This is a genomic window from Micromonospora sp. NPDC005215 (genome assembly GCF_040607915.1).
Taxonomy (GTDB): Bacteria; Actinomycetota; Actinomycetes; order Mycobacteriales; family Micromonosporaceae; genus Micromonospora.
This window is the reverse complement of the sequence record NZ_JBEXHQ010000008.1, coordinates 96,129-118,665: the sequence shown is the minus strand read 5'-3', so window position 1 is coordinate 118,665 and position 22,537 is coordinate 96,129. Positions and strand designations below refer to the sequence as shown.

Here is a 22,537-nt window from a genome sequence, read left to right as displayed (position 1 = left end):
CGCGACGGAGGGCACCCGTTCGGGCAACGTACCCGCCATCCTGGCGCATTCCTGCGCCGGGCGATTCGTCGCCCGGGGGATGGGCGTGACCGGACTATTCGCCTGATTACGCCGCCGGGCGGCTGCTGCCGGCCGTTCGGCCGAGGGTCGGTTCGGCCCAACGGCCCAGTTTGTCGATCATGTCAGGCCCGAGGGTCCGATGTCGGGGCCTGTCACCGGTCGTGCCGGCCCGCGTGCGGCGCCGGGTTCATCCGGTACGCGAGGAACGTTCCCCGGGCGGGTCGACCCGACCCGGTCGTCCGCCAGTACCACCCCGATCTGTGGCGATCACCACGTGATCACCGTGCGTGATCGGGGTTTCTCCCTGCCTAGCCTCGGTTGATGCGTGACGACGGCACCCTCGACGACCCGTACGCCCCGAGCAGCGCTACTGCCGATACGGAGGATGGCACCTCAGCCGAACGGACAACCGCCGTGAGTCGGCTCCGGGCGCACGTCCGGGACCTGACCGGTCGACGCCGGACCCAACTGGCGCTGGCCACCGGGGTGGTCTGCTGCCTCGGCCTGACCGTCGTCGCCCAGGTCTGCGACGAGAAGCCCGGCGCGGCGACCCGATCCGGCCCACCCGCCAGCGCGGAGCTGGCGCAGCGCGCCGAGCAGCAGGGCGCAGCCTCCCGTGGTCTCGACCGTGCCGCTGGCCCGGCGCCGTCCGCCACGGCGACCCCCGGTGACCCGGACACCGCGGCCCCCGCCCGCACTGTCGCCCCGGCCCGCCCGACCAAACCGGCGCCCGTCGCCGGGCTGGACGAGGACCAGATGGAGAACGCCGAGGCGATCGTGCGCGCCGGCCGCAAGATGGGGGTGCCCCGCCGGGGTCTGGTGATCGCGGTCGCCACCGCCATGCAGGAGAGCAACCTCTACAACGTGGCCAGCGGTGTGCTGCCCGAGTCGCAGGACTACCCGCACCAGGGTGTCGGCTGGGACCACGACTCGGTCGGGTTGTTCCAGCAGCGCTCCAGCAGCGGCTGGGGCCCGGTGGGCCGGCTGATGGATCCCGAGTTCGCCACCCGGCAGTTCCTTTCCGCGCTGGAGCAGGTGCCCGGCTGGGAGCGGATGCGACTCACCGACGCGGCCCAGGCGGTGCAGGTCTCCGCGTACCCCGACTACTACCAGCAGCACGAGTGGCGGGCCACCCGGGTCGTCGACGCCATCGCGCCGGCGGGGCGGTAGTCTTCCGCCCACTGTGGACGGTCAGGGTTGAGCCTGTCGCATCCCGGGTACATGTGTTGCGGGTTCGGGGTACACATGTACAGAGGGATCATCGACAGGAGGACGCCATGTCACTGATGCAGCGGATCACCATGTTCCTGAAATCGCCGAAGGGGCAGCAGATGGTCGAGCGGGGTCGTCGCGAGATGGCCAAGCCCGGCAACCAGCAGAAGCTCAAGGGTCTGGCGGCCCGGTTCTCCAACCGCCGCCGCTGACCGCTCCATCGGCCGCCCTGTCCGTCGTTCCCATCCCAGGGGAGACCCGGTGACCGACACCCCGCCCACCGGCGGCCAGCCCGCCGCCCCCACTCCCCAGCCGCCCGTCGATCTGCCCGCCGGGTCGGCGGACGCCCCCGAGGGTCCGCCGGCCCGTCTCTGGGACCGCATGCGCGACGACCCGCAGTACGCCCCGGAGCACCTCGCCCTGGAGGCGGTGCGCCGACTCGGGCCGGAAGCCGAGCAGTGGGCCGACCGGGCCCGAGCCGAGCAGCCCGGGATATCGTCCGACGCCCTGGCCGACCAGGCAGCCCGCAAGTTCGTCAACCTGGCCCGGCTGTCCGGCGCGGTCTCCGGCGCGGCCGGACTACCCGGCGCCGTGATCGACGTGGGCGTGCTGGCCTGGACCCAGGCCCGGATGGTGTTGCACATCGCCGCCGCGTACGACGTCGATCCGCTGCACAGCGACCGGGCCACCGACCTGCTGGTGTTGCAGCGCGTGCACAAGGTCGCCGAGAGCGCCCGACTGGCGCTCGGCGTGGCCGCCGGCCGGGAACGCGCCGACGCGCTCTTCGGTCTGGGCGGCCAGCGCCCGCTCGGTCGGGTGATGCTGCAACTCGGCGTCCGGCTGGCCCAGATGGCCGGCGTCCGGGCCGCCAAGCGGATCGTCGCCAAGATCGTCCCAGGAGCGGCCATCGTGCTCGGCACCTGGGCCAACTCGTCGGCCACGAAGGATCTCGCGCTGCGCTCCCGGGCCCTCTACGGCCCGCGCGGCACCGCCCTCCCGGGGCCCCGCCAACACTGACCGCCCGTCCGGGACTGTCAACTGGCCATCCCGGAGGGTCGCCAGGTCGCCTCGGCGAGCCGGCCCTGGCCGGTGGCGTTGGGGTGGAACCAGTCCAGCGGGTTGAGCAGGTCCAGGCTGAACCGGACCTTGTGCGCCGCGCCGCCGTCGTGGCGACAGCGTGAGCCGTACGCCCGGCAGGCCGCGACCAACTCGGCGTTGTACGCGTCGACCCGATCTCGGACGGCGGCCCGGCGTGCCCGGTCGGCGGGCGCTGTCGAGGTCGCCTCGGCCAGCAGGGCCGGGCAGACGCCCCGCCGCCACGCGCGGACCGCCCGTGGATCGTCGTGCCCGACCTCCCAGAGCCGGTACAGGTCGGGGATGCTCACCACCAGCACCCGGGCCTTCGGCCGGCCGGTCCGCAGCACCCGCAGCCCCCGGTCCACGTCGGCCCGGAACTGCGCCACCGGCGTCATCGCGTCCACCCCGCCCCGGCAGATGTCGTTGGCGCCGATGAGCACAGTGACGTAGTCGGGGCGGTCGCGTACCGCTGCCTCGGCCTGACCCTCGAGAGCGTCCGCGCGGGCGCCGGCTCGGGCGTGGTTGTACGCCCGATCGCGGATCGCCGAATTCTGGTCGAGCAGCCGCCGGTAGTGGCTCTGCACCCGCAGGCCGTCGCCGGTGGACCAGGAGTTGCGCTCGCAGGAGGTGAGCACCAGGCAGGAGGCGAAACCGGTGCTTATCGAGTCGCCGAGGGCGGCGATCCCGCCCGGCCCGCTCGACGGCGGGCCGCTCCTGGTGGGGCGGGGCGCCGCGGAGGTGCCGCCCTCACAGGCCAACGCGACGAGCGCGACGAGACAGGCCAGCGCGGCGACCCACCGTCGAGGCATGACGTCCCCCGTTCCGCAGCGCAGAGCGACAGCGCGGTAACTCTATGCGTAGGACGTGGCTCACCGGGAAGTTGTTGTCGGGTATGCGGCAGAGTGTCGGTGGCCGGAGCGGCGGGGTGCTTTAATCCCGCCGCGGCGCCGGCTGGCCGTGCAGCCACCCGTGCAGGGCCCGGGTGATCCGGGGCAGCACCAGGTAGGTCATCAGCGGGGTCAGGCAGAGCGTCATCAGCAGCACCCGCGCCGCCAACGGCACGGCGGCGAGGAAGTGACTGGTCAGCAGGGTGGCGCTGAGGCTCAGCGGAAAGAACGCCAACCAGATGGTCACGGCCTGCTTCCACCTTGGCGGCGACGCCGGTCCGACCGGCTCGACCGGATCAACCGAGTGCTCAAGCGGCGGGTCGAACCAGCCCTCGATGCCGGTACGCCGCTCGACCCGGGTGTGCTCGACGATGCCCTGGGCCGAGCTGAGCCACCAGTGCCGCTGCGGCGACTCCTCCCACCGGCGCAGCGTCTCGGCGTCGGCGAAGCGATAGAGCATGTGCCACTCCGCCGAACCGGGGCCACTCTGCACCCAACCGGCCCCGAGGAAACCGGGGAACGCCTCGGCCAGCGCGGTGCCGGCCCGCATCCAGGCCACCATCTCGCTGGACCGGGTCGGGTCGACACGGCGGGCGATGGCGACGGTCACCGGCACGGCGAGGGTCATTGACATGCGCCCATCCTGCGGGCAGCGGGGCCACGACGCGGTCGGATGTGCCGGAGCACACCGGCACACCCGGCGGTGCGAGCGCGCCGTACCGGTTAACCCGGCCGATCGGGGGTAGGTCGGGAGGTATGACGAGATCGCAGCCCCGGCGCGCCCGTGGCACGGTGGGTCACGCGAACAGCGCCCTCAACCTCCGGCTCACTCTCGCCGGCTTCGGGTTGGTGATCATGGTGCTCTTCGCGGTGCTGGCGTTCTGGGCCGGCCTCGCCTGGCTCGGCGTACTCTGCGCGATCTTCGCCGTGGTCGCCGTGATCGACCTGGTCGTGATCCAGCGCCGCCGCGCCGCCCGCCACCGCGAGGAGCCGGGCGTACGACACTCGCTGTTCGAGTGACAGGAGGACGAGATGCCCCACATCGCCACCACCAACCCCGCAACCGGACAGGTGCTCAAGACCTACGAGGCGATGTCCACCGAGCAACTCGACGGTGCCATCGAGCGCACCGACCTCGCGTACCAGCAGCTCCGGGCGACAGGCGTCGACCAGCGCGCCCGGTGGATGAACGCCGCCGCCGACCTGCTGGACGCCGAGCGCGACGAGATCGCCCGGATCATGACAACGGAGATGGGCAAGACGTACGCCTCCGCGCAGGCCGAGGTGACCAAGTGCGCCACGGCGGCCCGCTTCTACGCCGACCGGGCGCCGGGGTTCCTCGCCGACGAGCCGGCCGACGCCGACGCCGTGAAGGCGACCAGGGCGTTCATCCGCTACCAGCCGATCGGTGTGGTGCTCGCGGTGATGCCGTGGAACTTCCCACTCTGGCAGGTGATGCGCTTCGCCGCGCCGGCGCTGATGGCCGGTAACACCGGCCTGCTCAAGCACGCCTCGAACGTGCCGCAGACCGCGCTGCTGCTGGAGGACGTGTTTCGCCGGGCCGGCTTCCCCGAGGGGGCCTTCACCACAGTGCTTGTCGGGTCGGACGCGGTCGAGGCGATCCTCGGCGACCCCCGGGTCCGCGCCGCCACGCTCACCGGCAGTGAGCCGGCCGGTCGGTCCATCGCCCAGATCGCCGGGCGGGAACTGAAGAAGACAGTCCTCGAACTCGGCGGCAGCGACCCGTTCGTGGTGATGCCCTCGGCCGACGTGGACCGGGCCGCCGAGGTGGCCACCACCGCCCGCTGTCAGAACAACGGCCAGTCCTGCATCGCCGCGAAGCGGTTCATCGTGCACACCGACGTCTTCGACGCCTTCGCCGAGAAGTTCGCCGCGAACATGGCCGCGCTGCGGGTCGGCGACCCGATGGACCCGAACACCGACGTGGGGCCGCTGGCCAGCGAGCGTGGCCGCGACCAGGTGCACGCCCAGGTCCGCGACGCGGCGGACCACGGGGCGACAGTGCTCTGCGGTGGCGAGCTGCCAACCGGCGACGGCTGGTTCTACCCGCCGACAGTGGTCACCGACCTCACGCCGCAGATGCGGATGTGGTCCGAGGAGGTCTTCGGCCCGGTCGCCGGACTGTTCCGGGTGTCGTCGTACGAGGAGGCGATCGCTGTCGCCAACGGCACCAGCTTCGGGCTCGGCTCGAACGCCTGGACCCGGGACCCGGCCGAGCAGGAGCGCTTCGCCACCGACCTGGACGCGGGCAACGTCTTCATCAACGGCATGACCACCTCCTATCCGGAGTTGCCGTTCGGCGGTGTGAAGAACTCCGGCTACGGGCGCGAGCTGTCGGCGCTGGGCATGCGCGAGTTTTGCAACACCAAGACCGTCTGGGTGGGTGCGGGCGCCGCCTCGGCCGGAGCCGGCGCGCACGCCGAGTAGGTCGCGGCGCGGCACGCATCAGCGGGGGCGTGCGTGGGTAGGAAGTGCGCCCATGACGCTGTTCGGATTTCACGCCTCGCATGAGCAGATCGGTCCCCGCGCCCTGTTGGAGGCGGTGAGACACGCCGAGCGGGCCGGCTTCGACGCCGCCATGTGCTCCGACCACTTCTCCCCGTGGAGCGCGCGGCAGGGCGAGTCCGGCTTCGCCTGGTCCTGGCTGGGCGCCGCCCTACAGGCCACCGGTATGCCGTTCGGCGTCGTGAACGCGCCCGGCCAGCGGTACCACCCGGCGATCATCGCGCAGGCGATCGGCACCCTCGGCGCGATGTACCCGGGCCGGTTCTGGGCGGCGCTGGGCACCGGCGAGGCCAGCAACGAGCACATCACCGGCGACCCGTGGCCGCGCAAGGACGTCCGTACCGCGCGCCTGCGGGAGTGCGTGGACGTCATCCGGGCGTTGCTGGCCGGCGAGGAGGTCAGCCACGACGGCCTGGTTCGGGTGGACCGGGCCCGGCTGTGGACCCGACCCGAGGAACCGCCGGCGCTTGTCGGCGCCGCCGTCAGCGTGGCCACCGCCCGCTGGTGCGCCGAGTGGGCGGACGGCCTGATCACCGTGAACGCCCCCGTGGCGCACCTGCGCGAGATGATCGACGCGTACCGGGACGCGGGTGGGCGCGGTCCGCTGCACCTGCAGGTGCACGTCTCCTGGGCGCCGGAGCAGGAGCAGGCCGAGGCGCTCGCGTACGACCAGTGGCGCAGCAACGTGTTTGCCCCGCCGGTCTGCTGGGACCTGGAGACGGTCGAGCACTTCGACGCGGTCTCCGCCGACGTGCCGGCGCAGCGGGTCGCCGAGGTGGTGAACGTCTCGGCCGACCTGGGCCGGCACGTCGGCTGGCTGGAGGAGTACGCGCAGCTCGGCTTCGACCAGATCGCACTGCACCACGTCGGGCAGGAGCAGCGCGCTTTCATCGACGCGTTCGGCGCCGAGGTGCTGCCGAAGTTGCGGCCGACCGGCTGATCGAGGCTCAGATCAGCGGACCCCTAGGCTCGTACCCCATGGAAAGCCTGTTTCCGGTCGTCGTCTTCCTGGCGATCGCCACCTTTGGTGCTGCGCTGGCCCGCCGGCTCGGCCTGCTCGCGCCGATCGTGCTGGTCGTGCTCGGCCTGGCGCTCTCCTTCGTGCCAGGCGTCCCGCACGTCGAACTCGACCCGGAGCTGGTGCTGGTCGGCATCCTGCCGCCGCTGCTGTACGTCGCGGCGCTGGAAACCTCGGTGCCGGCGTTCAAGAACAACATTCGGCCGATCCTGTTGCTCGCTGTCGGCCTGGTGCTGTTCACCGCGTTCGTTGTCGGGTTCGTGCTGCACCTGCTGCTGCCGCAGGTGCCGTTCGCGATCTGCCTGGCGCTCGGCGCGGTGGTCGCCCCGCCGGACGCGGTGGCCGCCACCGCTGTCGCGCGCCGGGTCGGGCTGCCCCGTCGGGTGGTCACCATCCTGGAGGGGGAGAGCCTGGTCAACGACGCCACCGCACTGGTGCTGCTGCGGGTCGCCACCATGGCCGCCGCCGGCTCGGCGGTCGGCGCCGCCGACGTCACAGTCGAGGTGCTGCGGGCCACCGGCGGCGGCATCCTGATCGGCGCGCTCGGCGCGGTGGTCTTCGGCTTCCTGCACCGGCGGATCACCGACCCGCTGCTGGACAACGCGCTGTCGTTGATCATTCCGTTCGCTGTGGTGTTCGCCGCCGAGGCGGTGCACTCCTCCGGCGTGGTCGCCGTGGTGGTCACCGGGCTGGCGCTCGGCCACAAGCTGTCCCAGCTGCTCTCTGCGGCGTCCCGGTTGCAGACCGCCGCGTTCTGGCGGCTGGTCCGGTTCCTGCTGGAGGGGCTGGTCTTCCTGCTTGTCGGCCTGCAACTGCGGGAGGTGCTGCGCGACCTCGACGAGCCGGCCGGCTCGCTCGCGCTGATCACCGTCGCGGTGCTCGCCACCGTCCTCCTGACCCGCTTCGTCTGGCTCTTCCCGGCCACCTACCTGGCCCGGCTGGTTCCCCGGGTGCGCCGCCGGGACTCGGCACCGTCGCCCAGGTTCCCGATCGTCATCGGCTGGGCCGGAATGCGGGGCGTGGTGACGCTGGCCGCCGCCTTGGCCCTGCCGCTGACCCTGGCCGGCGACGAGCCGTACCCCCGGGCCCTGTTCATCTGGCTGGCCTTCGCGGTGATCGTGGTGACCCTGGTCGGCCAGGGCGCCACGCTGCCGGTGGTCGCCCGCCGGTTGAAGCTGCCCCAGGACGACCCGGTGCAGGACGCGTTGTCGGCTGCCGGGGTGCAGCAACAGGCCAGCCGGGCCGCCCAGGACCGTCTCGACGAACTGGCCGACAGTGCCCCCGAGGCGGTGGTGGACCGGTTGCGCCGCGCGCTTGACGATCGCAACAACCTGGCCTGGGAACGGCTCGGTGGCGCCGAGCGGGAAACGCCGTCGCAGGCGTACGGTCGGCTACGACAGAAGATGATCGACGCCGAGCGGGATGTCTTCCGGGCTGCCCGGGACTCCGGTCGGATCCCGGAGGAGGTGTTGGTGCGGGCCTATCGTGACTTGGACCTGGAAGAGTCGTTGCTGCGGGAGGTCGAGAAGTGAGCTGTCAGCACCTGGTCGAGGCGGATGCGGCGGAGCCGCGCACCACCGAGGAGTGCCCCGACTGCGTCGCCATCGGCAACGCCGACTGGGTGCACCTGCGGGGCTGCCTGAGCTGCGGGCACGTCGGTTGCTGCGACTCGTCGCCGTACCAGCACGCGACGAAACACTTCGAGTCCACCGCCCACCCGGTGATCCGGTCGGTGCAGCCGGGCGAGACCTGGCGGTGGTGCTACGTCGACGAGGAGATCGGCTGATCGCTGGCCGGGGACGGCTCGGAGCGGTTTGCCAGAGCCCGCCGGGTGAGCGGTGGCACGGCCAGGCCGGTGCCGGCGAGGAGCCCGGCCAGGGCGAGCCAGCCGATCGGGCCGCCGCCGAGGATCAGCCAGGTCAGCAACGCCGGACCCGCCGCGCGGGCCAGCCCGGCGAGCAGCGTGTCGACCCCCTGGTAGGCGCCGATGGCGTCCGGGTCGGCCAGGTCGTAGGCCAGTGCCGCCCCGGCCCCGGCGTGCCACAGGTCGCCGAGGGTGTAGATCACTGTCGCGCACAGCAGCAGGCCGATCGCCGGCGCGCCGGAGACGAAGCCGGTCGCGGCCCAGAGCAGCATCCCGGCCGCGAGCACCAGCCCGGCGCGGCGCATCGTCGCCGCTGCCGGCAGCGCGTGCCGGGCACCCCGACTCAGTCGTACCGCGAGCAGCACGGTGAGCAGCGTGTTGACAAGCAGCATGGCGGAGATCGTGACCGGCGGAGCGTCGGTGCGGGTCACCACCCACAGTGGCAGCAGCAGTGTCAGCGCCACCCAGTGCAGGGAGAGCACGGCCGATGCCCCGGCGACCGCGAGGAACCAACCGTCGCGCAACGCCCGGCCGGGTTTCGGCCGCAGGAGCCGCCGGACCGGCGGATACCCCGGCAGTCGCATGATCAGCGCCGCCGAGACCAGATAGGTCGCGGCGTTGCCGACCACGAGCAGTCGGTACGCCCACCCGGTGTCCGCCACCAGCGCGAACCCGGCCAGCCCCGCGCCGAGCGCCACCCCCAGGTTGGCCACCGCGCGCAGGGTGGCGAAGGCCTGCACCCGGCCCTCCGGCCCGCCGACCGCGGCGACAAGCGCGGCGCGAACCGCCAGGTTGCCGGAGATCAGCAGCGCGTCCAGTGTGGCCACCAGCAGAAAGACCGGGAACGAATCGACAAACAGGTACGCGACGGCGACGGCGGCCTGCACCAGCTGTAGGACCGCCCGGAGGCTTCGCGGATCACGCCGGTCGGCCAGCCCGCCGAGCGGCACGCTGGCGGTCAGCCCCACCAGACCGGCGAGCGTGAGCCCCAGCCCCACCCGCGTCGGGCTCAGCCCGACGACGCGAGTGAGGTAGAGCGCCGAACCGGTCACCCACAGCCCGGTCCCGACGGTGTTGGCGAGCGTGGCCAGCGACAGGGTACGCAGCCGACCCGGCGGCGGCAGCGGCGACAGAGACCGCCAGCGGCCGCGAATCCCCGCCCGGGTGCCCATCCACCGACCCTAGAGCCGACGCACGCACACCGATGTCCCGAACGCTGCGGCACCCGTCACAGCTCGCCTCCAATGTGTTCGTTGCCCCAGCGACCGCTACCCACAACGGGCCATCCGGATGCAGAGGCGAAGGGCCTGGTGAACGTCGAGGTCGTCAGCCTGGCGGTCCGTCCTCCTGGGGATGTTCACGTACCTGGATCCCGATAGCGGGCTGCACCTTCCGCCTATACGGAGGGCAAGCGAATTGGATAAGGACAGAGCAGCAGGACGACTACGACGACACGCCGCACTACCTAAAGTAGAGCGTTCGGCCTCTTGAGGCCCGTGACGCGGTTCGGCCGGCTACCACGTACCACCGGGCCGCATTCGCGTCTCTGGGGTGAGCTGAGAGCCCTTCGCGTTGGCCTCGCGTCGCATCGGTCGGATACCCTTGCCGAGTCCCGCCGCCGGTTGCAACCAGCGGTGGGGTACAGGGCCTGACTTCTGTATATTTGCGAGTGCTTAAAAGCAGCAGGAAGCTCTGGGGTAGGAGTCGCCGACGGCCTCTTGCCTAACTAAATCTTGTTCGCCAGTTTTCAATGTAGTCAAAGCGGAACATCGGGTGCCTTCGCAGGCACTCAATCAGATCTGAGATTCTGCTCAGTCGGTGCAGGAACTCAGCTTCACCAGTCGCGTACTGGTCGAGCTGAGCCCTGCATGGCCTCACTCGACCCGACCCGAGTGAGGAGAGACGGGCAGTGTGGCAGTCGATCATTGAGCCGGTGTTAGCCGCCGGACCCTGGGCGCTCGTAGCCCTCGCGGGGGTCCTCGTAATCGGAAAAGTCCTGGTGGCGCATATCGCCATCCCTGGGACTGAATCCAAAGACCGCGCAGTGATCATCAGAGCAATAGCGGAGATGTTTCGCTGGTGCCGGCGCAGGTAGCTGACGGACGTTGCGGTAGCCGGGTGTGGTGACCATCAGTGACCGCACCCGGCACCCTTGCTCACGCGTCGAACTTGCCGGCCTTGATCCCTTGGACGAAGTCAACCCATTGACCCGCGTTGAAAGCTAGCGCCGGTCCCTGCCGGTCCTTGGAGTCCCGTACCTGCGCGGTGTGGTCCGTGTACCGGGCCTCTACGCACGCGCCGTTGCCGCCGCTGCGGGTGCTGGTGCGCCACTGGTTATCGAGCGCCCTCATGGCGTCTCCTTGTCACGAAGTTTCTTGATCAATGTGGTTGATGCGGTAGGCGACAGCGCGGCTGCCCGCAGGTTGCTGAACACCCGTGCACACCTGTCGACGTCCTCGCCCTCAGCGTAGAGGTCACCGGTCAGTCCCTCGATGTAGACCACTCCGGGACCTTCCGCAAAGCCAAGGATATGGAAGCTGGACATCATCGACGCGTAAGCGCCCTCGCGAAACGGGATGACCTGGACAGTGACGTTCCAGCGCTTCTGGGCTTCGAGCAAGGTCGCGAGCTGTTCGGCCATGACCTCCGGTCCGCCGATCTGGCGGTGTAGTACCGCCTCGTCGATGACCGCAACGAGCTTCAGTTGACCCTCGGTCAGCAGCTTCTGTCGTTCCGTCCGTGCGGCGACTCGCTGGGCCACACCATCCGGGGTTGGTTGCGAGGCGTCGGCGCTGATGATTGCTCGGGCGTACTCAGCGGTCTGGAGTAGGCCGGGTACCACAAGCGTTTCGAAGTTGAGGATTTCGGACGCTGCGGATTCCAGGCCGATGTACTGGCGGTAGGAGTTCGGCAGGTCGCCGTACTTCGCCCACCAGCCGCGCTGCTTGCCGCTGCGGGCCATGGACAACAACGTCTCCCGCAGTTCGGCATCGACGACGCCGTACAGGTCGAGCAATGCGTTGAGCGCTGGACCCTTCAAGCCGACGCGACCCTGCTCGATCCGGCGCAAGGTGCTCGGTGAGACTTCGATCAACACGGCGGCTTGCTCGACAGTGACGCCTGCTTCCTCGCGTGCTCGCTTGAGCTGTGCGCCGAGCTGGAATCGCAGGAACGTCGGGCTCTCCATGAGCGCCATGATGCCTCGCCTCCCTCGCGTTCGTGCGGCCACACGCCGTGCGCCATTGACAACCGTAGGTCATTGACCCCGCTTAAGTGCGCGCGCAAGATGGTGGTGCGAACTACACCACGCAAACGCGAGGGAGTGAACATGTCCAGGCGCGTGCCCTACGGCGAATATTTGGCGGCGGTAGCGATGACCCTGGCTCGCAGGCATAGGCCCGTGTGGTCGTGGGTCAGGTGGCGGAACGTCTGCAAGTGCGGGAACGAGTTGCCATGTCAGGCCAGGCACAAGATCCCGATCAACCGGGGCCACTGGCCGGGTGAGAGCTGATGACCACACACGGACCGGTCCTGCCGCTCTGGCTGTGCGAGGGGTGCGACAAGCCTTGGCCCTGTGCCAGACGCCGCGCGGAGCTGCTGGCCGAACAGGAGCAGGTGCCGCTGGCGTACTACATGAGCCTGTGCCTGATCTCTGCCGGACAGGACATGAGTTGGGCACCCCCGGATGTGCTCCGACGCAGGTTCATCGGTTGGCTTGCATGAAGGCGGGAGACGTCGTGTTCATCGGCCCGGACTGCTCGGTGCAGTTCACGGGGGACCGGACGCTGTTGATGCGGGTGGTGTCCCTCGGCGAGGACGACCCCTACAACGACTGGGTGTGGATCACGGGATACGTGCTCGACGCGCAGGGTATGGCCACGGCCAAGCGTGAGCTGTACGTGATCAAGTCCGGGCTGCGTTCCTCCCCCGCACCCATGGTGATCGGAAAACCGGGGCGTAAGGAGCGCGTCAGTCGGCGCGTACGGGCCTAGCAGGTACGGGGCTATCGGGCACCCTCACCAACGCTCAGCGCATGCATCCGCCGGCTGGTGGCGCACGAGGGTCACGTTCGTCGGTGGTAGTGGTTGCGGCGGGGGACCTGTGTGGGGTCGAGCCAGGCGGGTGGGATGAATTCGGGGTGGCCGTCGCCGCCGAGTTGGATGGTCCAGTCGCTGTGGTGGAGGTGTCGGTGGTGGTGGCCGCAGAGCAGGACCGCGTTGGCCAGGCTGGTGTCGCCGCCGTCGGCCCAGTGCCGGATGTGGTGGCCGTCGCACCAGCGCGGCGGGCGGTCGCAGCCGGGGAAAACGCAGCCCCGGTCGCGCAGGACGAGGGCGCGGCGGAGCGGGCCGGCGATGAGCCGGCGTTGCCGGCCGACGTCGAGGACCTGACCGGCGCCGGTGAGGACGGCGGGCAGGATGCTCGCGTCGCAGGCGAGCCGCCGCACGGCCTCGGGGGTGAGCTGCAGGCCGGTGTCCAGAGCGCCGGTGCCCAACTGCCGAGTCAGCCCGTCGTAGCTCGTGGTGACGACCACCTGGGCGAGGTCGCCGCCGTTTTCGGGTAGCTCGCCGGTGCGCAGGGCCAGCCGGCAGACGTCGGCGATGGCGTCGTGGCGGCGCTGGCCCGGGGTGCGGGTGTCGTCGGGACCGGTGGGCGCGGTCAGCGGGTCGATGGCGGCTCGTAACGCGGCGGCGGCTTCGGTGTCGAGGATGCCGGCGAGGCGCAGCCGACCGTCGGACTGCTCGCTGATCGTGACGTGCCGGTCGCGGACGGCCCGGGACTCCTGTGCCCGCAGCGCGGCCTCGGCGGCGGCCTCGGCGACGTCCGGGGCGACGTGGTCGAGGATGCGGGTGCTGAGTTTTCGCAGCAGGGTGGCGTCGAACTGCGTCGCCCACTCGACGAGAACGCCGACGGCCTTGTCGGCCGCCTCCGCGCCGGCGCTGGCGTGGACGGTCTCGACCGTGCCGGCGATGACCCGCACCTGCTCCAGGTCGACAGTCCCGCCGGCCAACGCGTCCCGCACGCCGGCCGGGGCGGCATCGAGCGCCGCGGCCAGCTCGACCAGGCGTCGGGCGGCACCGACCCCGAGGCGTAACCGGTCACGTAGCCACACCGCAGTCGAGGACGCGCCCTGCGCGGTCGCGGTGCCTCGACCGTCCAGCTCGCGGACGAGGGTCAGCTTGACTGCGGCCAGGCGATGCTCGATGCGGTGTGTGGCGTCCAGCGCCGCCACGAGATCGCGCTCGGAGACGGCCCAGGCCGCCGTGTCGAAGCAGGCCGCCACGGCAGCCTCGGCCTGCTCCAACGCTTCAATCACACCCACAGATTAGAACAGACGTACGACAATTTCTGTCGTCTGGGCGCCCCGGGGAGCGCCACCCGAGTCTGGTGTGAGCGCGTCACAGCGGTACGAGGTAGAGGGTGCGCGGCCGCAGGACGGCGGCAGTGGTGACAGGCCCCGGATCAGCGCGCAGGATCGCGGTCAGGGCTCACCGCCCGAGTCGCTGGCGATGCCACTGTTGTAGGCCTGGTTGTCGTTGCCGCCGTACCCCTTGCCGCGCATGGTGCCCCGGCGTTGGCGGCGCTGACGGTGCCCGCTCGCCTGAATCGCCTGGCGCGCCCGGCGCATCGTCTCGTCGGTTCCGGCCGGGGCGCGACGCCGCCGCGCGAAGACCAGCAGCGTGGCGAGCAGCAGCGCAGCGAGCAGCAGGACGACTACCCCGACCAGGACCCACGCTCGTCCATCCATGCTCGCGATGGTAGGTGCGCGGGCCACGTGAGCCGGTGGCCCCCCGGGTGCGGGAGGCCACCGGCTCGACGAGCGTCGGTCAGGAGAGCGAGCAGGGTTTGCCGTTGACGGTGACCAGGCCCGGGTTCGGGTTGGCGCCGCCGGAGGTCGTCGCGTTGAAGCCGAACGTCACAGTGCCGCCGGGTGTGATCTTGGCGTTGTGTGACTCGTTGCGGGCGGTCACCGTGGCGCCGGACTGGGTGACCTTCGCCAACCACGCCTCGCGGACGCGCTGGCCGCCGGTGAATGCGAAGCGCACGCTCCAGCCGTTGACGGCTGTGGCACCGGTGTTGCGGATGGTCAGCTGTGCGGTGAACCCGGTGCCGCCCTGCCAGGTGCCGTAGTTGCTGTAGTTCACCGAGCAGGTGATGGCCGGCACCGCGCCGGCGTCACCCTGGTCGGCCAGGAACGAGGAGATCCAGGTCAGCGCCGAGTTCCAGTTGATCGCCACCTCGTTCGTCGAGTACGAGTTGATGTCGTCGACGTAGCAGAACATCGGGGCGCAGCCGGGGAGCAGCTGTGCCACGAACGGGTCCTGCAGGGCCGCGTTCGGGCCACCGGCGAGGGAGCCGGCGGGCGGGTGGGGCAGGTTCGGGTCGAGTTGGTTGCCGAAGATCCGGCTGTGCTGGTTCTGTGCGGCGTGCTCACCCCAGCCCGTGACGTAGGAGATGTTCAGGGCGTTGCGGCCGAGGATGTAGTCCATCGCCTGGACGGCGCCGTCGCGGTAGGTGGGGTTCCGGGTCAGGTCGAACGCGGTGGCCAGCACGACCGCGTTGTTGATGACGTTGCTGTTGCCGCCCCAGAAGTAGCTGTTGGCGTCCCCGGGCATCGGCAGCCCGTACGCCTGCCGGCGCAGCTCGGCGAGGTACGCGTCGGCCGCGGTGGTGACCGAGGCGCGGACCCGGGTGAGGTCGGCGGTGGGCAGCCCGCTCGGCACTGTGGCCAGGTCGAGGCGGCCCAGTGCCGCCGTGCTCTGCCAGCCGAAGCCGCGCGGGTCGAACACGTTCCCGGTGTGGTGCGGCGACGCGGTCAGGTCGGTCAGGTAGGTCTGCGCACCGGTGCTGAGGTACAGCTCGGCCGCCGCCCAGTAGAACTCGTCGGTGACGTTGCTGTCGTCGTACGCGCCGCCGCCGGTGCCGTCGGTCGGGCTGGCGTACACCGCGGGGTGGGCCTTGGCCGCGGCGTAGGCCTTGGTCGCGGCGGTGCCGCAGCGGGTCGCGAACGCCGCGTCGTAGGGGGCGAAGAGCCGCGCGCACTGGGCGGCGGTGGCGGCCAGGTTGAGGGTGGCCGCCGTCGACGGCGGGTGCAGCTCACGCGGCTGCGGGTCGTCCTGCGGGGCGAGCGGCAGCCCGGTCCAGTTCTGGTCGTGGATCTTGTGGTGGACCATGCCGGCCAGCGGTTTGCCGGCCGGTACCTGCATGCGCAGCAGGAACTCCAGCTCCCAGCGGGCCTCGTCGAGGATGTCCGGCACACCGTTGTCGCGTTCGGGCACCCGCAGCGTGCTGTCGCCCAGCTCCGCGCCGCCGTCGGCGGTGGCTGCGGTCTTGGTGCGCTCGAAGGTGTTCAACAGTTGGTAGGTGGCGATGCCGCCGTTGACCACGTACTTGCCGTGGTCGCCGGCGTCGTACCAGCCGCCGCGCACGTCCAGCGAGTAGTCGCAGACGCCCGGTTGGCAGGGCACGTTGGTGTCGCCCTTGTTGGGTGCCACGTCGAGATGACCGGCGGGGCGGGCGTACTCGTCGCCGATCAGGTCCCCGTCGATGGCGATGCCGCTGCGCTGGGCGTAGAAGAACTGCAGCGAGTCGGAGCGCAGCTGGTCGTAGAGGGCGCCGGAGATGTCGAACGGGTGACTGGTCTCGCCGTCGACGGTGAGCGTCAGTCCGCTGCCGGGGGTGCGGTAGCTGGAGAAGTCGACAGTCTGCACGTTCTGCCCGGAGGCGGCGTCGACGCCGCGTGCGGTGGTGGTGCCACTGGCCACGACGGCACCGGCACCGCTGCGCAGCTGCCAGGGCAGCGGGTCGGCGGACTCGGTGACAACTGTGGCGTTCTTCGGCCCACCGGGCAGGTAGCCGACCTGGTTGACGCGGACCCGTGGCCCGGTGTCCGGCACGTACGGCTCGGGCGGTTCGCCGCCGCGCAGCGAGACGTCGTCGAGGCAGATGGTCTGCGCCTGGGCGGAGCCACCGACCTGGAAGATCAGCTGGGCGCTGGGGTTGCCGTCCGGGACGGTGAAGGTCTGCTCGACCCGCTGGGCGGTGCCGGTCGCGGTGGCGTCCACTGCCGCGTACGTGGTGTACGGGGCGGTGCCGAGTTGCAGCACGGCCTTGACGGCGGCGCCGGGGGTGGCGGAGACGGCGAAGCCGAGGGTGTATTCGGCGCCCGCGATCAGCGGCACCCCGTCCTGGCCGATGCCGGCGTCCCAGGGGTTGGCCAACCCGGCCGGGACGGTGGTGCAGAGCCGGCCGTCGGTGACCGCGAGTGGGCCGGTGCCGAAGGAGAACCAGGGGCTCACCCCGGCGCTGAAGTCGCCGTTGTCGATCTGCTCCGGGGCGTCCGGTGGTGGCTCGGCGTAGGCCGCGCCGGCGCCCGCGCCGGTGAGGGCCAGGGTGGTCGCCGCAGCCAACAGGAGGCGGCGTCGGGATCTCGTCACGAGGAGTCCTTCCGGACGGGTGGGGGACGGTGGTGGTGACTGTTTACCTGGGAGCGCTCCCAGGTATCGGCTCGATGTTTCCAGCGGCGGCATCCCGTGTCAATTGATCTGACTGGATGGGTTCTGGCGCGCGACGAGGGCGAGCGCCGCTTCCGGCGCGGCCCGGAAGGCCGGCGGGCGGACGTGAGATTGGCCGCGCCACGCGCCGTCGTCCTGATCTCCTAGAGACAACTGCGCCCTTCGCCTGGCAGGCTGCCTCCCATGACCCTGAAGCTGCGTTCCGTGGGAACGAGCGACCGTGGGCTGATCCGCAGCGGAAACCAGGACGCCCTGCACGCCGGGAACTGGCTCGTCGCCGTCGCCGATGGCATGGGCGGGATGGCCGCCGGCGACCTGGCCAGCTCCCTCACCATCGACGCGGTGGCCCCGCTGGACGTGGAGACCCCCGAGGACGCTCTGGTGGCCGCGCTCGAAGGTGGCATCGCGTTGGCCACCTCCCGGATCCGGCAGGCGGTCGCCGAGGATCCCGAGCGCCAGGGCATGGGCACCACGCTGACCGCCCTGCTCTTCGCCCGGACCGGCAGCTGCCTGGCCCTCGCGCACGTCGGCGACTCCCGGGCCTACCTGTTCCGCGAGGGCGTGCTCAAGCAGGTCACCCGGGATGACACGTTCGTCCAGATGCTTGTGGACCAGGGCGTGATCACCGCGGACCAGGCCAGCAGCCATCCGCGCCGTGCCGTCGTCACCCAGGCCCTGCAGGGTGAGGAGGTCAGCCCGTCGTACTCGACGATGGTGCCCCGGGCCGGCGACCGCTGGCTGCTGTGCAGCGACGGCCTCTCCAACGTCGTCCGCCCGGACACCCTCACCGAGGTGCTCACTGAGTATCCCGACCGGACCGCCTGCACGGGCAAGCTGATCGATCTGGCACTGCACGCCGGCGCGCCGGACAACGTGAGTGTCGTGGTGGCCGACGTCCTGGAGGAATAGGGCCGGCGCTCAGCGTCGGCGTGGCGCGGCGCGCCGGGTGGGGGTCGCCGTTCGCGGATCCTCCGGCCACGGGTGCCGGGGATAGCGCCCGCGCAGCTCGGCGCGCACCTGCGGGTAGCCGGTACGCCAGAACGACGCCAGGTCGGCGGTGACCGCCACCGGCCGGCCCGCGGGGGAGAGCAGGTGCAGCAGCACCGGCGTCCGGCCGGCACCGACGCGGGGCGCCGCCGACCAGCCGAACGTCTCCTGAAGCTTCACGGCGAGCACCGGTGCGGCCGGGTCGGTGTAGTCCACCCGCACCCGAGACCCACTCGGCACCTCGATCCGCTCCGGGGCGAGCTCGTCCAGGCGGGCGGCCTGCGCCCAGGGCAGCAGCCGGCGCAGCGCCGACGTCACGTCCACCCGGGCCAGGTCGGACCGACGCCGAGCCGCGACCAACTCGGGGCCCAACCAGGTCGCGGCGGCGTCGAGCAACGCCTCGTCGGTGACCTCCGGCCACGGGGCGCCCAGGTGGTGCCGGAGGAAACCGAGGCGTTCCCGCAGTGCCCGTGCCGCCGGCGTCCAGGTCAGCAGCCCCAGCCCCTCCTGACGAAGACCGGTCAGCACGGCCGCCGCCACCTCCGCCCGCTCCGGCCGCTCCAGCCGCCGCTGGAGCAGCTCGATCGCGCCCAGCCGGGTCACTTCCCGGGCCACCACGTCGCCGTCGGACCAGCCGACCTCGCGACTCGTCCGCAGCAGCGGGGCGGCGGCCTCCCGGGCCGTCGCCTCGTCCACCGGCGAGGCCCGACGGATCCGGGCCGACGGCGCGCCGGGGGTGCGGTCCGCGACGGCCACCGCCAGCCAGTCGGACCCGGTCAGCCCCGACCCGGCCATCAGCTCCGCGGCGGTCCCGCCGGTCATCAGGTACGCCGATCCGCCCGGCCGCCGCACCCGGGCCAACCGCTCCGGGTACGCCAGACCGACAAGCAGCCCGGCAGCGAGATCGTCGCTCAGCCCGCCCGAGCCGGTGGCGGTGCGGCTGTCGGTTGGGGAGCCGGAGGGCAACGCCGCGCGCAGTCGACGTACCTCGGTGCGCCAGCGGGCGGTCGCACCCGCGTCGACGCCGCCGCGCAGCCGCCGCCAGCTGGCGACCAGGTCGTCACCGGGGCCGGCCGCGCTCTCCTCGGAGAGCAGGGCGACCACCTCGGCCGCCCGGTCGGCGCCGACCCGACCGGCACCGTCGAGCAGCGCCCGGGCCAGCCGTGGGTGCGCCCCGGCGGCAGCGATCGCCCGCCCCCGCGCGGTGATCCGACCCTCGGCGTCGACAGCGCCCAGGGTTTGCAGGGTGTCCCGGGCCACCGTCAGCGCGGCAGCCGGTGGCGCGTCGGGCAGCGCGAGCCCGACGCCGTCCGGCCGGCCCCAGGCGGCCAGCTCCAGTGCGAAGCCGGTCAGATCGGCGGTGGCGATCTCCGGCTCGGCTCGGGCGGGCAACCGTTCGTGGGTCGCCGCGGACCAGCAGCGGTAGACGAACCCGGGGGCCTCCCGGCCGGCCCGGCCAGCCCGCTGGGTGGCGGCGGCTCGGGAGACCGGCACGGTGACCAGCGCGCCCAGCCCACGGGCCAGGTCGATGCGGGGCACCCGGGACAACCCGGCGTCCACCACCACCCTTACGCCCGGCACTGTCAGGCTGGTCTCGGCCAGCGCGGTGGCCAGCACGACCCGGCGTCGATCGGCGGGGCGCAGGGCCGCGTCCTGCTCGGTGCCCCGCTGGCGACCGTGCAGCGGCAGCAGCGCGACGGTGTCCCGCAGGTCGGCCAGCCGACCGCTGACCGCCGCGATCTCGCCGGCTCCGGGCAGGAAGACCAGCACGTCACCGGCACGCTCGCGCAGCGCCCGCCGGACGGTCGCGGCCACGTGGTCGAGCAGGGCTCGATCCACCGGCCCGGCTCCGGACGCGACGATCGGGCGCGCCGGCGGTGCCCAGATCCGCTCAACCGGGTGCAGCGCCGAGTCGGCCCGTACCACCGGGGCCGGAGCGGACCCGCCGAGCAGCGCGGCGAAGCGGTCGGTGTCCGGGGTCGCGGACATCGCCAGCAGCCACAGATCCGGCCGGAGCGCGGCCCGCGCCTCCACAGTGAAGGCCAGCGCCAGGTCGGCGTCGAGTTGCCGCTCGTGGCACTCGTCGAGCAGCACCGCACCCGTACCGGGCAGCTCCGGGTCGTGGTGCAGCCGGCGGACCAGCAGGCCGGTGGTGACCACCTCCACCCGCGTCGCCGGGCTGACCCGACGCTCGCCGCGCACCGCGTAACCGACGCGGTCGCCGACCCGCTCACCGAGCAGCTCGGCCATCCGTCGGGCGGCGGCGCGCGCGGCCACCCGGCGGGGTTGCGCGATCACCACCCGGCCGCTCACCCGGTCGGCCACGGCCAGCGGCGCGAGGGTGGTCTTGCCGGTGCCCGGCGGGGCGACCAGCACGCCGGCCCCGGCCGCGTCGAGTGCCGCGACCAGCGCCGGCAGCGCCGGGCGTACCGGCAGGTCCACTGTTACGTCGGAGAGCACGGCCCAGTCTCGCACCGGCGCGGGTGCCTCAGGGGCGGCGGACCTCGCCGACGCCGAGCACGAAGGCCCGCCAGGCCACCGGGTCGAAGGCGAGCGAGGGGCCGGAGCGGTCCTTGCTGTCCCGGACGGCGACCTGGTCATCGGCTGTCGCGACCTCCACGCAGTTGCCGTTGCCGCTGCTGCGCGTGCTGGTGCGCCAGTCCGCCCGGGTCAGGTCGTGCGCCGTCATCCGTGGTACCTCTCGTCTGCGTCGGCGTGCCGCAGAGGCGGTCACGCAAAGTAACGAGAAGCCTGCTCCAGGCGGATAAACGATGCCGCCGGATCGAGCGCCATCCGGCACAGCTCCTCGTGCAGAAGGCTATACCGCAGCACCTGGTCGACATCCTCCAGCGCCAGTCCCATCGATAGGTTATCCAGGTAAACCACTGACGCGTCGGCGGTGTCGGCGAAGTTGAGGAGCACATAGGGGGTGCTCATCGCGGGATGCCCGCCGGCCGCGAATGGAAGTACCTGAATTGTCACGTTGGGTAACTGTGCGATTCGACTCATGTGGGCCAGTTGTTCGGCCATCACAGCGGTGCCGCCCACCGGCCGCAGCAGCACCGCCTCGTTGAGCACCACCGACAGGTGGACCGGATCGTCGCGGCGCAGCACCTCCTGGCGACGCAGTCGGGCGGCGACCTTGCGCTCCAGACCGTCCTCGCCGGCGGTGCGCCGGAAGATCTCCCGGGCGTACGCCTCGGTCTGCAACAGTCCGGGCACCGACTCGGCCTCGTACGTGCGCAGCGCCGCGGCCTCCGCTTCCAACCCGACGTAGAACTCGAACCACTCGGGCAGCACGTCGCTGTAGCTCTGCCACCATCCGCGTTGCTGCGCCCCTCGGGCGATCTCGATCAGCGCCTCGGCGTCCGCGCCGGTCACCTGGTACAGCGCGAGCGCCGCCCGGACGTCGCGGGGTTTGATGCCGATCAGCGCGTTCTCGATCCGGGAGAGGTTGCTCTTCGACATGTCGAGCTGGCGGGCGGCCACATCGAGGGTCATGCCCGCGCGTTCCCGAAGCTGGCGAAGCTCCCGGGCGATGCGTCGACGGCGCACGGTAGGGCTGGCGGCGGGTCGGCTGGCGGGGGTGGCGGTCACCGTCCGAGTCTGCCACGCCAAGATCCGCAGGTCGCGCCAGCACGGAGTGCAACTTTCAAATCTGGGAGTTGCGTTGCAGTAGCGGTCGGTGCATCCTTTCCCGGTCGCGATCACTGTGGACACATCTGTGCGGGAGGGCCGTTGCTCATCGCCGACGAGTTCTTTCTGGTCGCCCACAACGACAGTCGTGGCAAGGCGAAACTGCACCCGGCGGCGACCGGGCTCGGGCTGGCCGGCGGGCTGCTCGGCGAGCTGCTCATCTACGGACACATCCACATCTCGGCCGGACGGGTCACCGTCATCGACCGGCGTCCGCCGGCGGACGCGCTGGCGCACACAGTGCTCGACCAGCTCATTGGCGAGTCCCAGCACCAGGAGCTGCGTACCTGGCTCAGTTTCCTGGCGCAGAGCGCGACGACCTCGGTGGGGGAGCGGCTGGCCCGCGCCGGCGTGCTGCGCCGCCAGGAGAGCCGCCGGCTGCTGCGCACCTCGGTCAGCTACCTGCCGATCGACCTCAACGCGGTGGCCTGGCCGGCCACCCGGCTGCGGGCACTGCTCGACCGGCCGGACCCGCCGAGCGTGCCGGACGCCCTGCTGCTCGGCCTGGTCGTGGCCGCGGGGCTGACCCGCGAGGTGCTGTGGAGCGCCGGCCCCCGCGCGCACCACCGGCTGAACGTCCTCGTCCCCGCGCTGCCAGCCCCCCTGAAGGAACTCGTCGGGCACACCGAAGCCGCCGTCGGCGCCGCAGTGCTGCGCGGCATCCCCTGATTCCCCCGGTAACCCCCTACCCCTCCCC

23 protein-coding genes are annotated in these 22,537 nt (G+C 71.6%); 12 read left to right on the top strand and 11 right to left on the bottom strand.

Annotated features, from left to right (window positions below):
- The first annotated feature begins 381 nt into the window (after positions 1-381).
- The 3 genes from ABZU25_RS09520 to ABZU25_RS09510 all read left to right on the top strand — a co-directional run bounded on the left by ABZU25_RS09520 (position 382) and on the right by ABZU25_RS09510 (position 2,289).
- Positions 382-1,230 carry a peptidase M23 gene (locus tag ABZU25_RS09520; protein ID WP_355028873.1) on the top strand — a complete coding sequence of 283 codons (849 nt, stop codon included), beginning with the start codon at positions 382-384 and terminating at the stop codon, positions 1,228-1,230.
- Positions 1,231-1,337: 107 nt separating this feature from the next.
- Complete coding sequence (locus tag ABZU25_RS09515) at positions 1,338-1,484, top strand: hypothetical protein (RefSeq protein ID WP_355028872.1); 147 nt, start codon at positions 1,338-1,340, stop codon at positions 1,482-1,484.
- 49 nt (positions 1,485-1,533) lie between these two features.
- A complete protein-coding gene (locus ABZU25_RS09510) occupies positions 1,534-2,289 on the top strand; it encodes an EcsC family protein (protein ID WP_355028871.1) in 756 nt (251 codons plus the stop codon).
- Between the two features lie 17 nt (positions 2,290-2,306).
- On the opposite strand, the gene ABZU25_RS09505 is transcribed toward ABZU25_RS09510, so the two are convergent.
- Entirely contained in the window at positions 2,307-3,158 is an 852-nt protein-coding gene (locus ABZU25_RS09505; RefSeq protein WP_355028870.1) for a GDSL-type esterase/lipase family protein, read from the bottom strand.
- 121 nt (positions 3,159-3,279) lie between these two features.
- Positions 3,280-3,870, bottom strand: coding sequence for an antibiotic biosynthesis monooxygenase (locus ABZU25_RS09500; RefSeq protein ID WP_355028869.1), 591 nt, complete (start codon positions 3,868-3,870; stop codon positions 3,280-3,282).
- 122 nt (positions 3,871-3,992) lie between these two features.
- Here ABZU25_RS09500 and ABZU25_RS09495 point away from each other — a divergent pair, with 122 nt between their 5' ends.
- The 5 genes from ABZU25_RS09495 to ABZU25_RS09475 are packed head-to-tail and all read left to right on the top strand — an operon-like array spanning position 3,993 to position 8,566.
- Complete coding sequence (locus ABZU25_RS09495) at positions 3,993-4,256, top strand: DUF6343 family protein (protein WP_355028868.1); 264 nt, start codon at positions 3,993-3,995, stop codon at positions 4,254-4,256.
- 12 nt (positions 4,257-4,268) lie between these two features.
- Complete coding sequence (locus ABZU25_RS09490) at positions 4,269-5,684, top strand: NADP-dependent succinic semialdehyde dehydrogenase (RefSeq protein WP_355028867.1); 1,416 nt, start codon at positions 4,269-4,271, stop codon at positions 5,682-5,684.
- A 52-nt stretch (positions 5,685-5,736) separates the two neighbouring features.
- The gene (locus ABZU25_RS09485) at positions 5,737-6,702 is read left to right on the top strand and encodes a TIGR03885 family FMN-dependent LLM class oxidoreductase (RefSeq protein ID WP_355028866.1); all 966 of its coding nucleotides are present in this window, start codon (positions 5,737-5,739) and stop codon (positions 6,700-6,702) included.
- A gap of 38 nt (positions 6,703-6,740) precedes the next feature.
- Entirely contained in the window at positions 6,741-8,312 is a 1,572-nt protein-coding gene (locus ABZU25_RS09480) for a Na+/H+ antiporter (RefSeq protein WP_355028865.1), read from the top strand.
- Positions 8,309-8,566, top strand: a complete 258-nt coding sequence (locus tag ABZU25_RS09475; RefSeq protein ID WP_355028864.1) for a UBP-type zinc finger domain-containing protein — start codon at positions 8,309-8,311, stop codon at positions 8,564-8,566. Before ABZU25_RS09480 ends, ABZU25_RS09475 begins: the two co-directional genes overlap by 4 nt.
- Here ABZU25_RS09475 and ABZU25_RS09470 read toward each other — a convergent pair.
- The 3 genes from ABZU25_RS09470 to ABZU25_RS09460 form a co-directional block, all read right to left on the bottom strand.
- Positions 8,542-9,816, bottom strand: a complete 1,275-nt coding sequence (locus ABZU25_RS09470; RefSeq protein ID WP_355028863.1) for an MFS transporter — start codon at positions 9,814-9,816, stop codon at positions 8,542-8,544. The genes ABZU25_RS09475 and ABZU25_RS09470 overlap by 25 nt on opposite strands.
- Positions 9,817-10,800: 984 nt before the next feature.
- Positions 10,801-10,995, bottom strand: coding sequence for a DUF397 domain-containing protein (locus tag ABZU25_RS09465; RefSeq protein ID WP_355028862.1), 195 nt, complete (start codon positions 10,993-10,995; stop codon positions 10,801-10,803).
- Positions 10,992-11,840: a helix-turn-helix transcriptional regulator gene (locus ABZU25_RS09460; RefSeq protein WP_355028861.1), complete on the bottom strand. Its 849-nt coding sequence runs from the start codon at positions 11,838-11,840 to the stop codon at positions 10,992-10,994. Before ABZU25_RS09460 ends, ABZU25_RS09465 begins: the two co-directional genes overlap by 4 nt.
- Before the next feature lie 314 nt (positions 11,841-12,154).
- Here ABZU25_RS09460 and ABZU25_RS09455 point away from each other — a divergent pair, with 314 nt between their 5' ends.
- Positions 12,155-12,367 carry a hypothetical protein gene (locus tag ABZU25_RS09455; protein WP_355028860.1) on the top strand — a complete coding sequence of 71 codons (213 nt, stop codon included), beginning with the start codon at positions 12,155-12,157 and terminating at the stop codon, positions 12,365-12,367.
- Complete coding sequence (locus ABZU25_RS09450) at positions 12,364-12,636, top strand: hypothetical protein (protein WP_355028859.1); 273 nt, start codon at positions 12,364-12,366, stop codon at positions 12,634-12,636. Before ABZU25_RS09455 ends, ABZU25_RS09450 begins: the two co-directional genes overlap by 4 nt.
- Positions 12,637-12,707: 71 nt before the next feature.
- On the opposite strand, the gene ABZU25_RS09445 is transcribed toward ABZU25_RS09450, so the two are convergent.
- The 3 genes from ABZU25_RS09445 to ABZU25_RS09435 all read right to left on the bottom strand — a co-directional run bounded on the left by ABZU25_RS09445 (position 12,708) and on the right by ABZU25_RS09435 (position 17,079).
- Positions 12,708-13,958, bottom strand: coding sequence for a DUF222 domain-containing protein (locus ABZU25_RS09445; RefSeq protein ID WP_355028858.1), 1,251 nt, complete (start codon positions 13,956-13,958; stop codon positions 12,708-12,710).
- Between the two features lie 165 nt (positions 13,959-14,123).
- A complete protein-coding gene (locus ABZU25_RS09440) occupies positions 14,124-14,390 on the bottom strand; it encodes a hypothetical protein (RefSeq protein WP_355028857.1) in 267 nt (88 codons plus the stop codon).
- Between the two features lie 79 nt (positions 14,391-14,469).
- Positions 14,470-17,079 (bottom strand): glycoside hydrolase family 9 protein, encoded by a 2,610-nt coding sequence (locus tag ABZU25_RS09435; RefSeq protein ID WP_355028856.1) that lies wholly within the window; start codon positions 17,077-17,079, stop codon positions 14,470-14,472.
- A 261-nt stretch (positions 17,080-17,340) separates the two neighbouring features.
- Here ABZU25_RS09435 and ABZU25_RS09430 point away from each other — a divergent pair, with 261 nt between their 5' ends.
- Positions 17,341-18,066 carry a protein phosphatase 2C domain-containing protein gene (locus tag ABZU25_RS09430; protein ID WP_355028855.1) on the top strand — a complete coding sequence of 242 codons (726 nt, stop codon included), beginning with the start codon at positions 17,341-17,343 and terminating at the stop codon, positions 18,064-18,066.
- A 9-nt stretch (positions 18,067-18,075) separates the two neighbouring features.
- Here the strand turns inward: ABZU25_RS09430 and hrpB are convergent, their stop codons facing one another.
- The 3 genes from hrpB to ABZU25_RS09415 are packed head-to-tail and all read right to left on the bottom strand — an operon-like array spanning position 18,076 to position 21,699.
- Positions 18,076-20,604 (bottom strand): ATP-dependent helicase HrpB, encoded by a 2,529-nt coding sequence (gene hrpB / locus ABZU25_RS09425; protein ID WP_355028854.1) that lies wholly within the window; start codon positions 20,602-20,604, stop codon positions 18,076-18,078.
- 28 nt (positions 20,605-20,632) lie between these two features.
- Entirely contained in the window at positions 20,633-20,833 is a 201-nt protein-coding gene (locus tag ABZU25_RS09420; RefSeq protein ID WP_355028853.1) for a DUF397 domain-containing protein, read from the bottom strand.
- Positions 20,834-20,874: 41 nt separating this feature from the next.
- A complete protein-coding gene (locus ABZU25_RS09415) occupies positions 20,875-21,699 on the bottom strand; it encodes a helix-turn-helix transcriptional regulator (RefSeq protein WP_355028903.1) in 825 nt (274 codons plus the stop codon).
- A gap of 183 nt (positions 21,700-21,882) precedes the next feature.
- Between ABZU25_RS09415 and ABZU25_RS09410 the strand changes: the two genes are divergently transcribed.
- A complete protein-coding gene (locus ABZU25_RS09410) occupies positions 21,883-22,509 on the top strand; it encodes a GPP34 family phosphoprotein (protein WP_355028852.1) in 627 nt (208 codons plus the stop codon).
- Positions 22,510-22,537 lie beyond the last annotated feature (28 nt).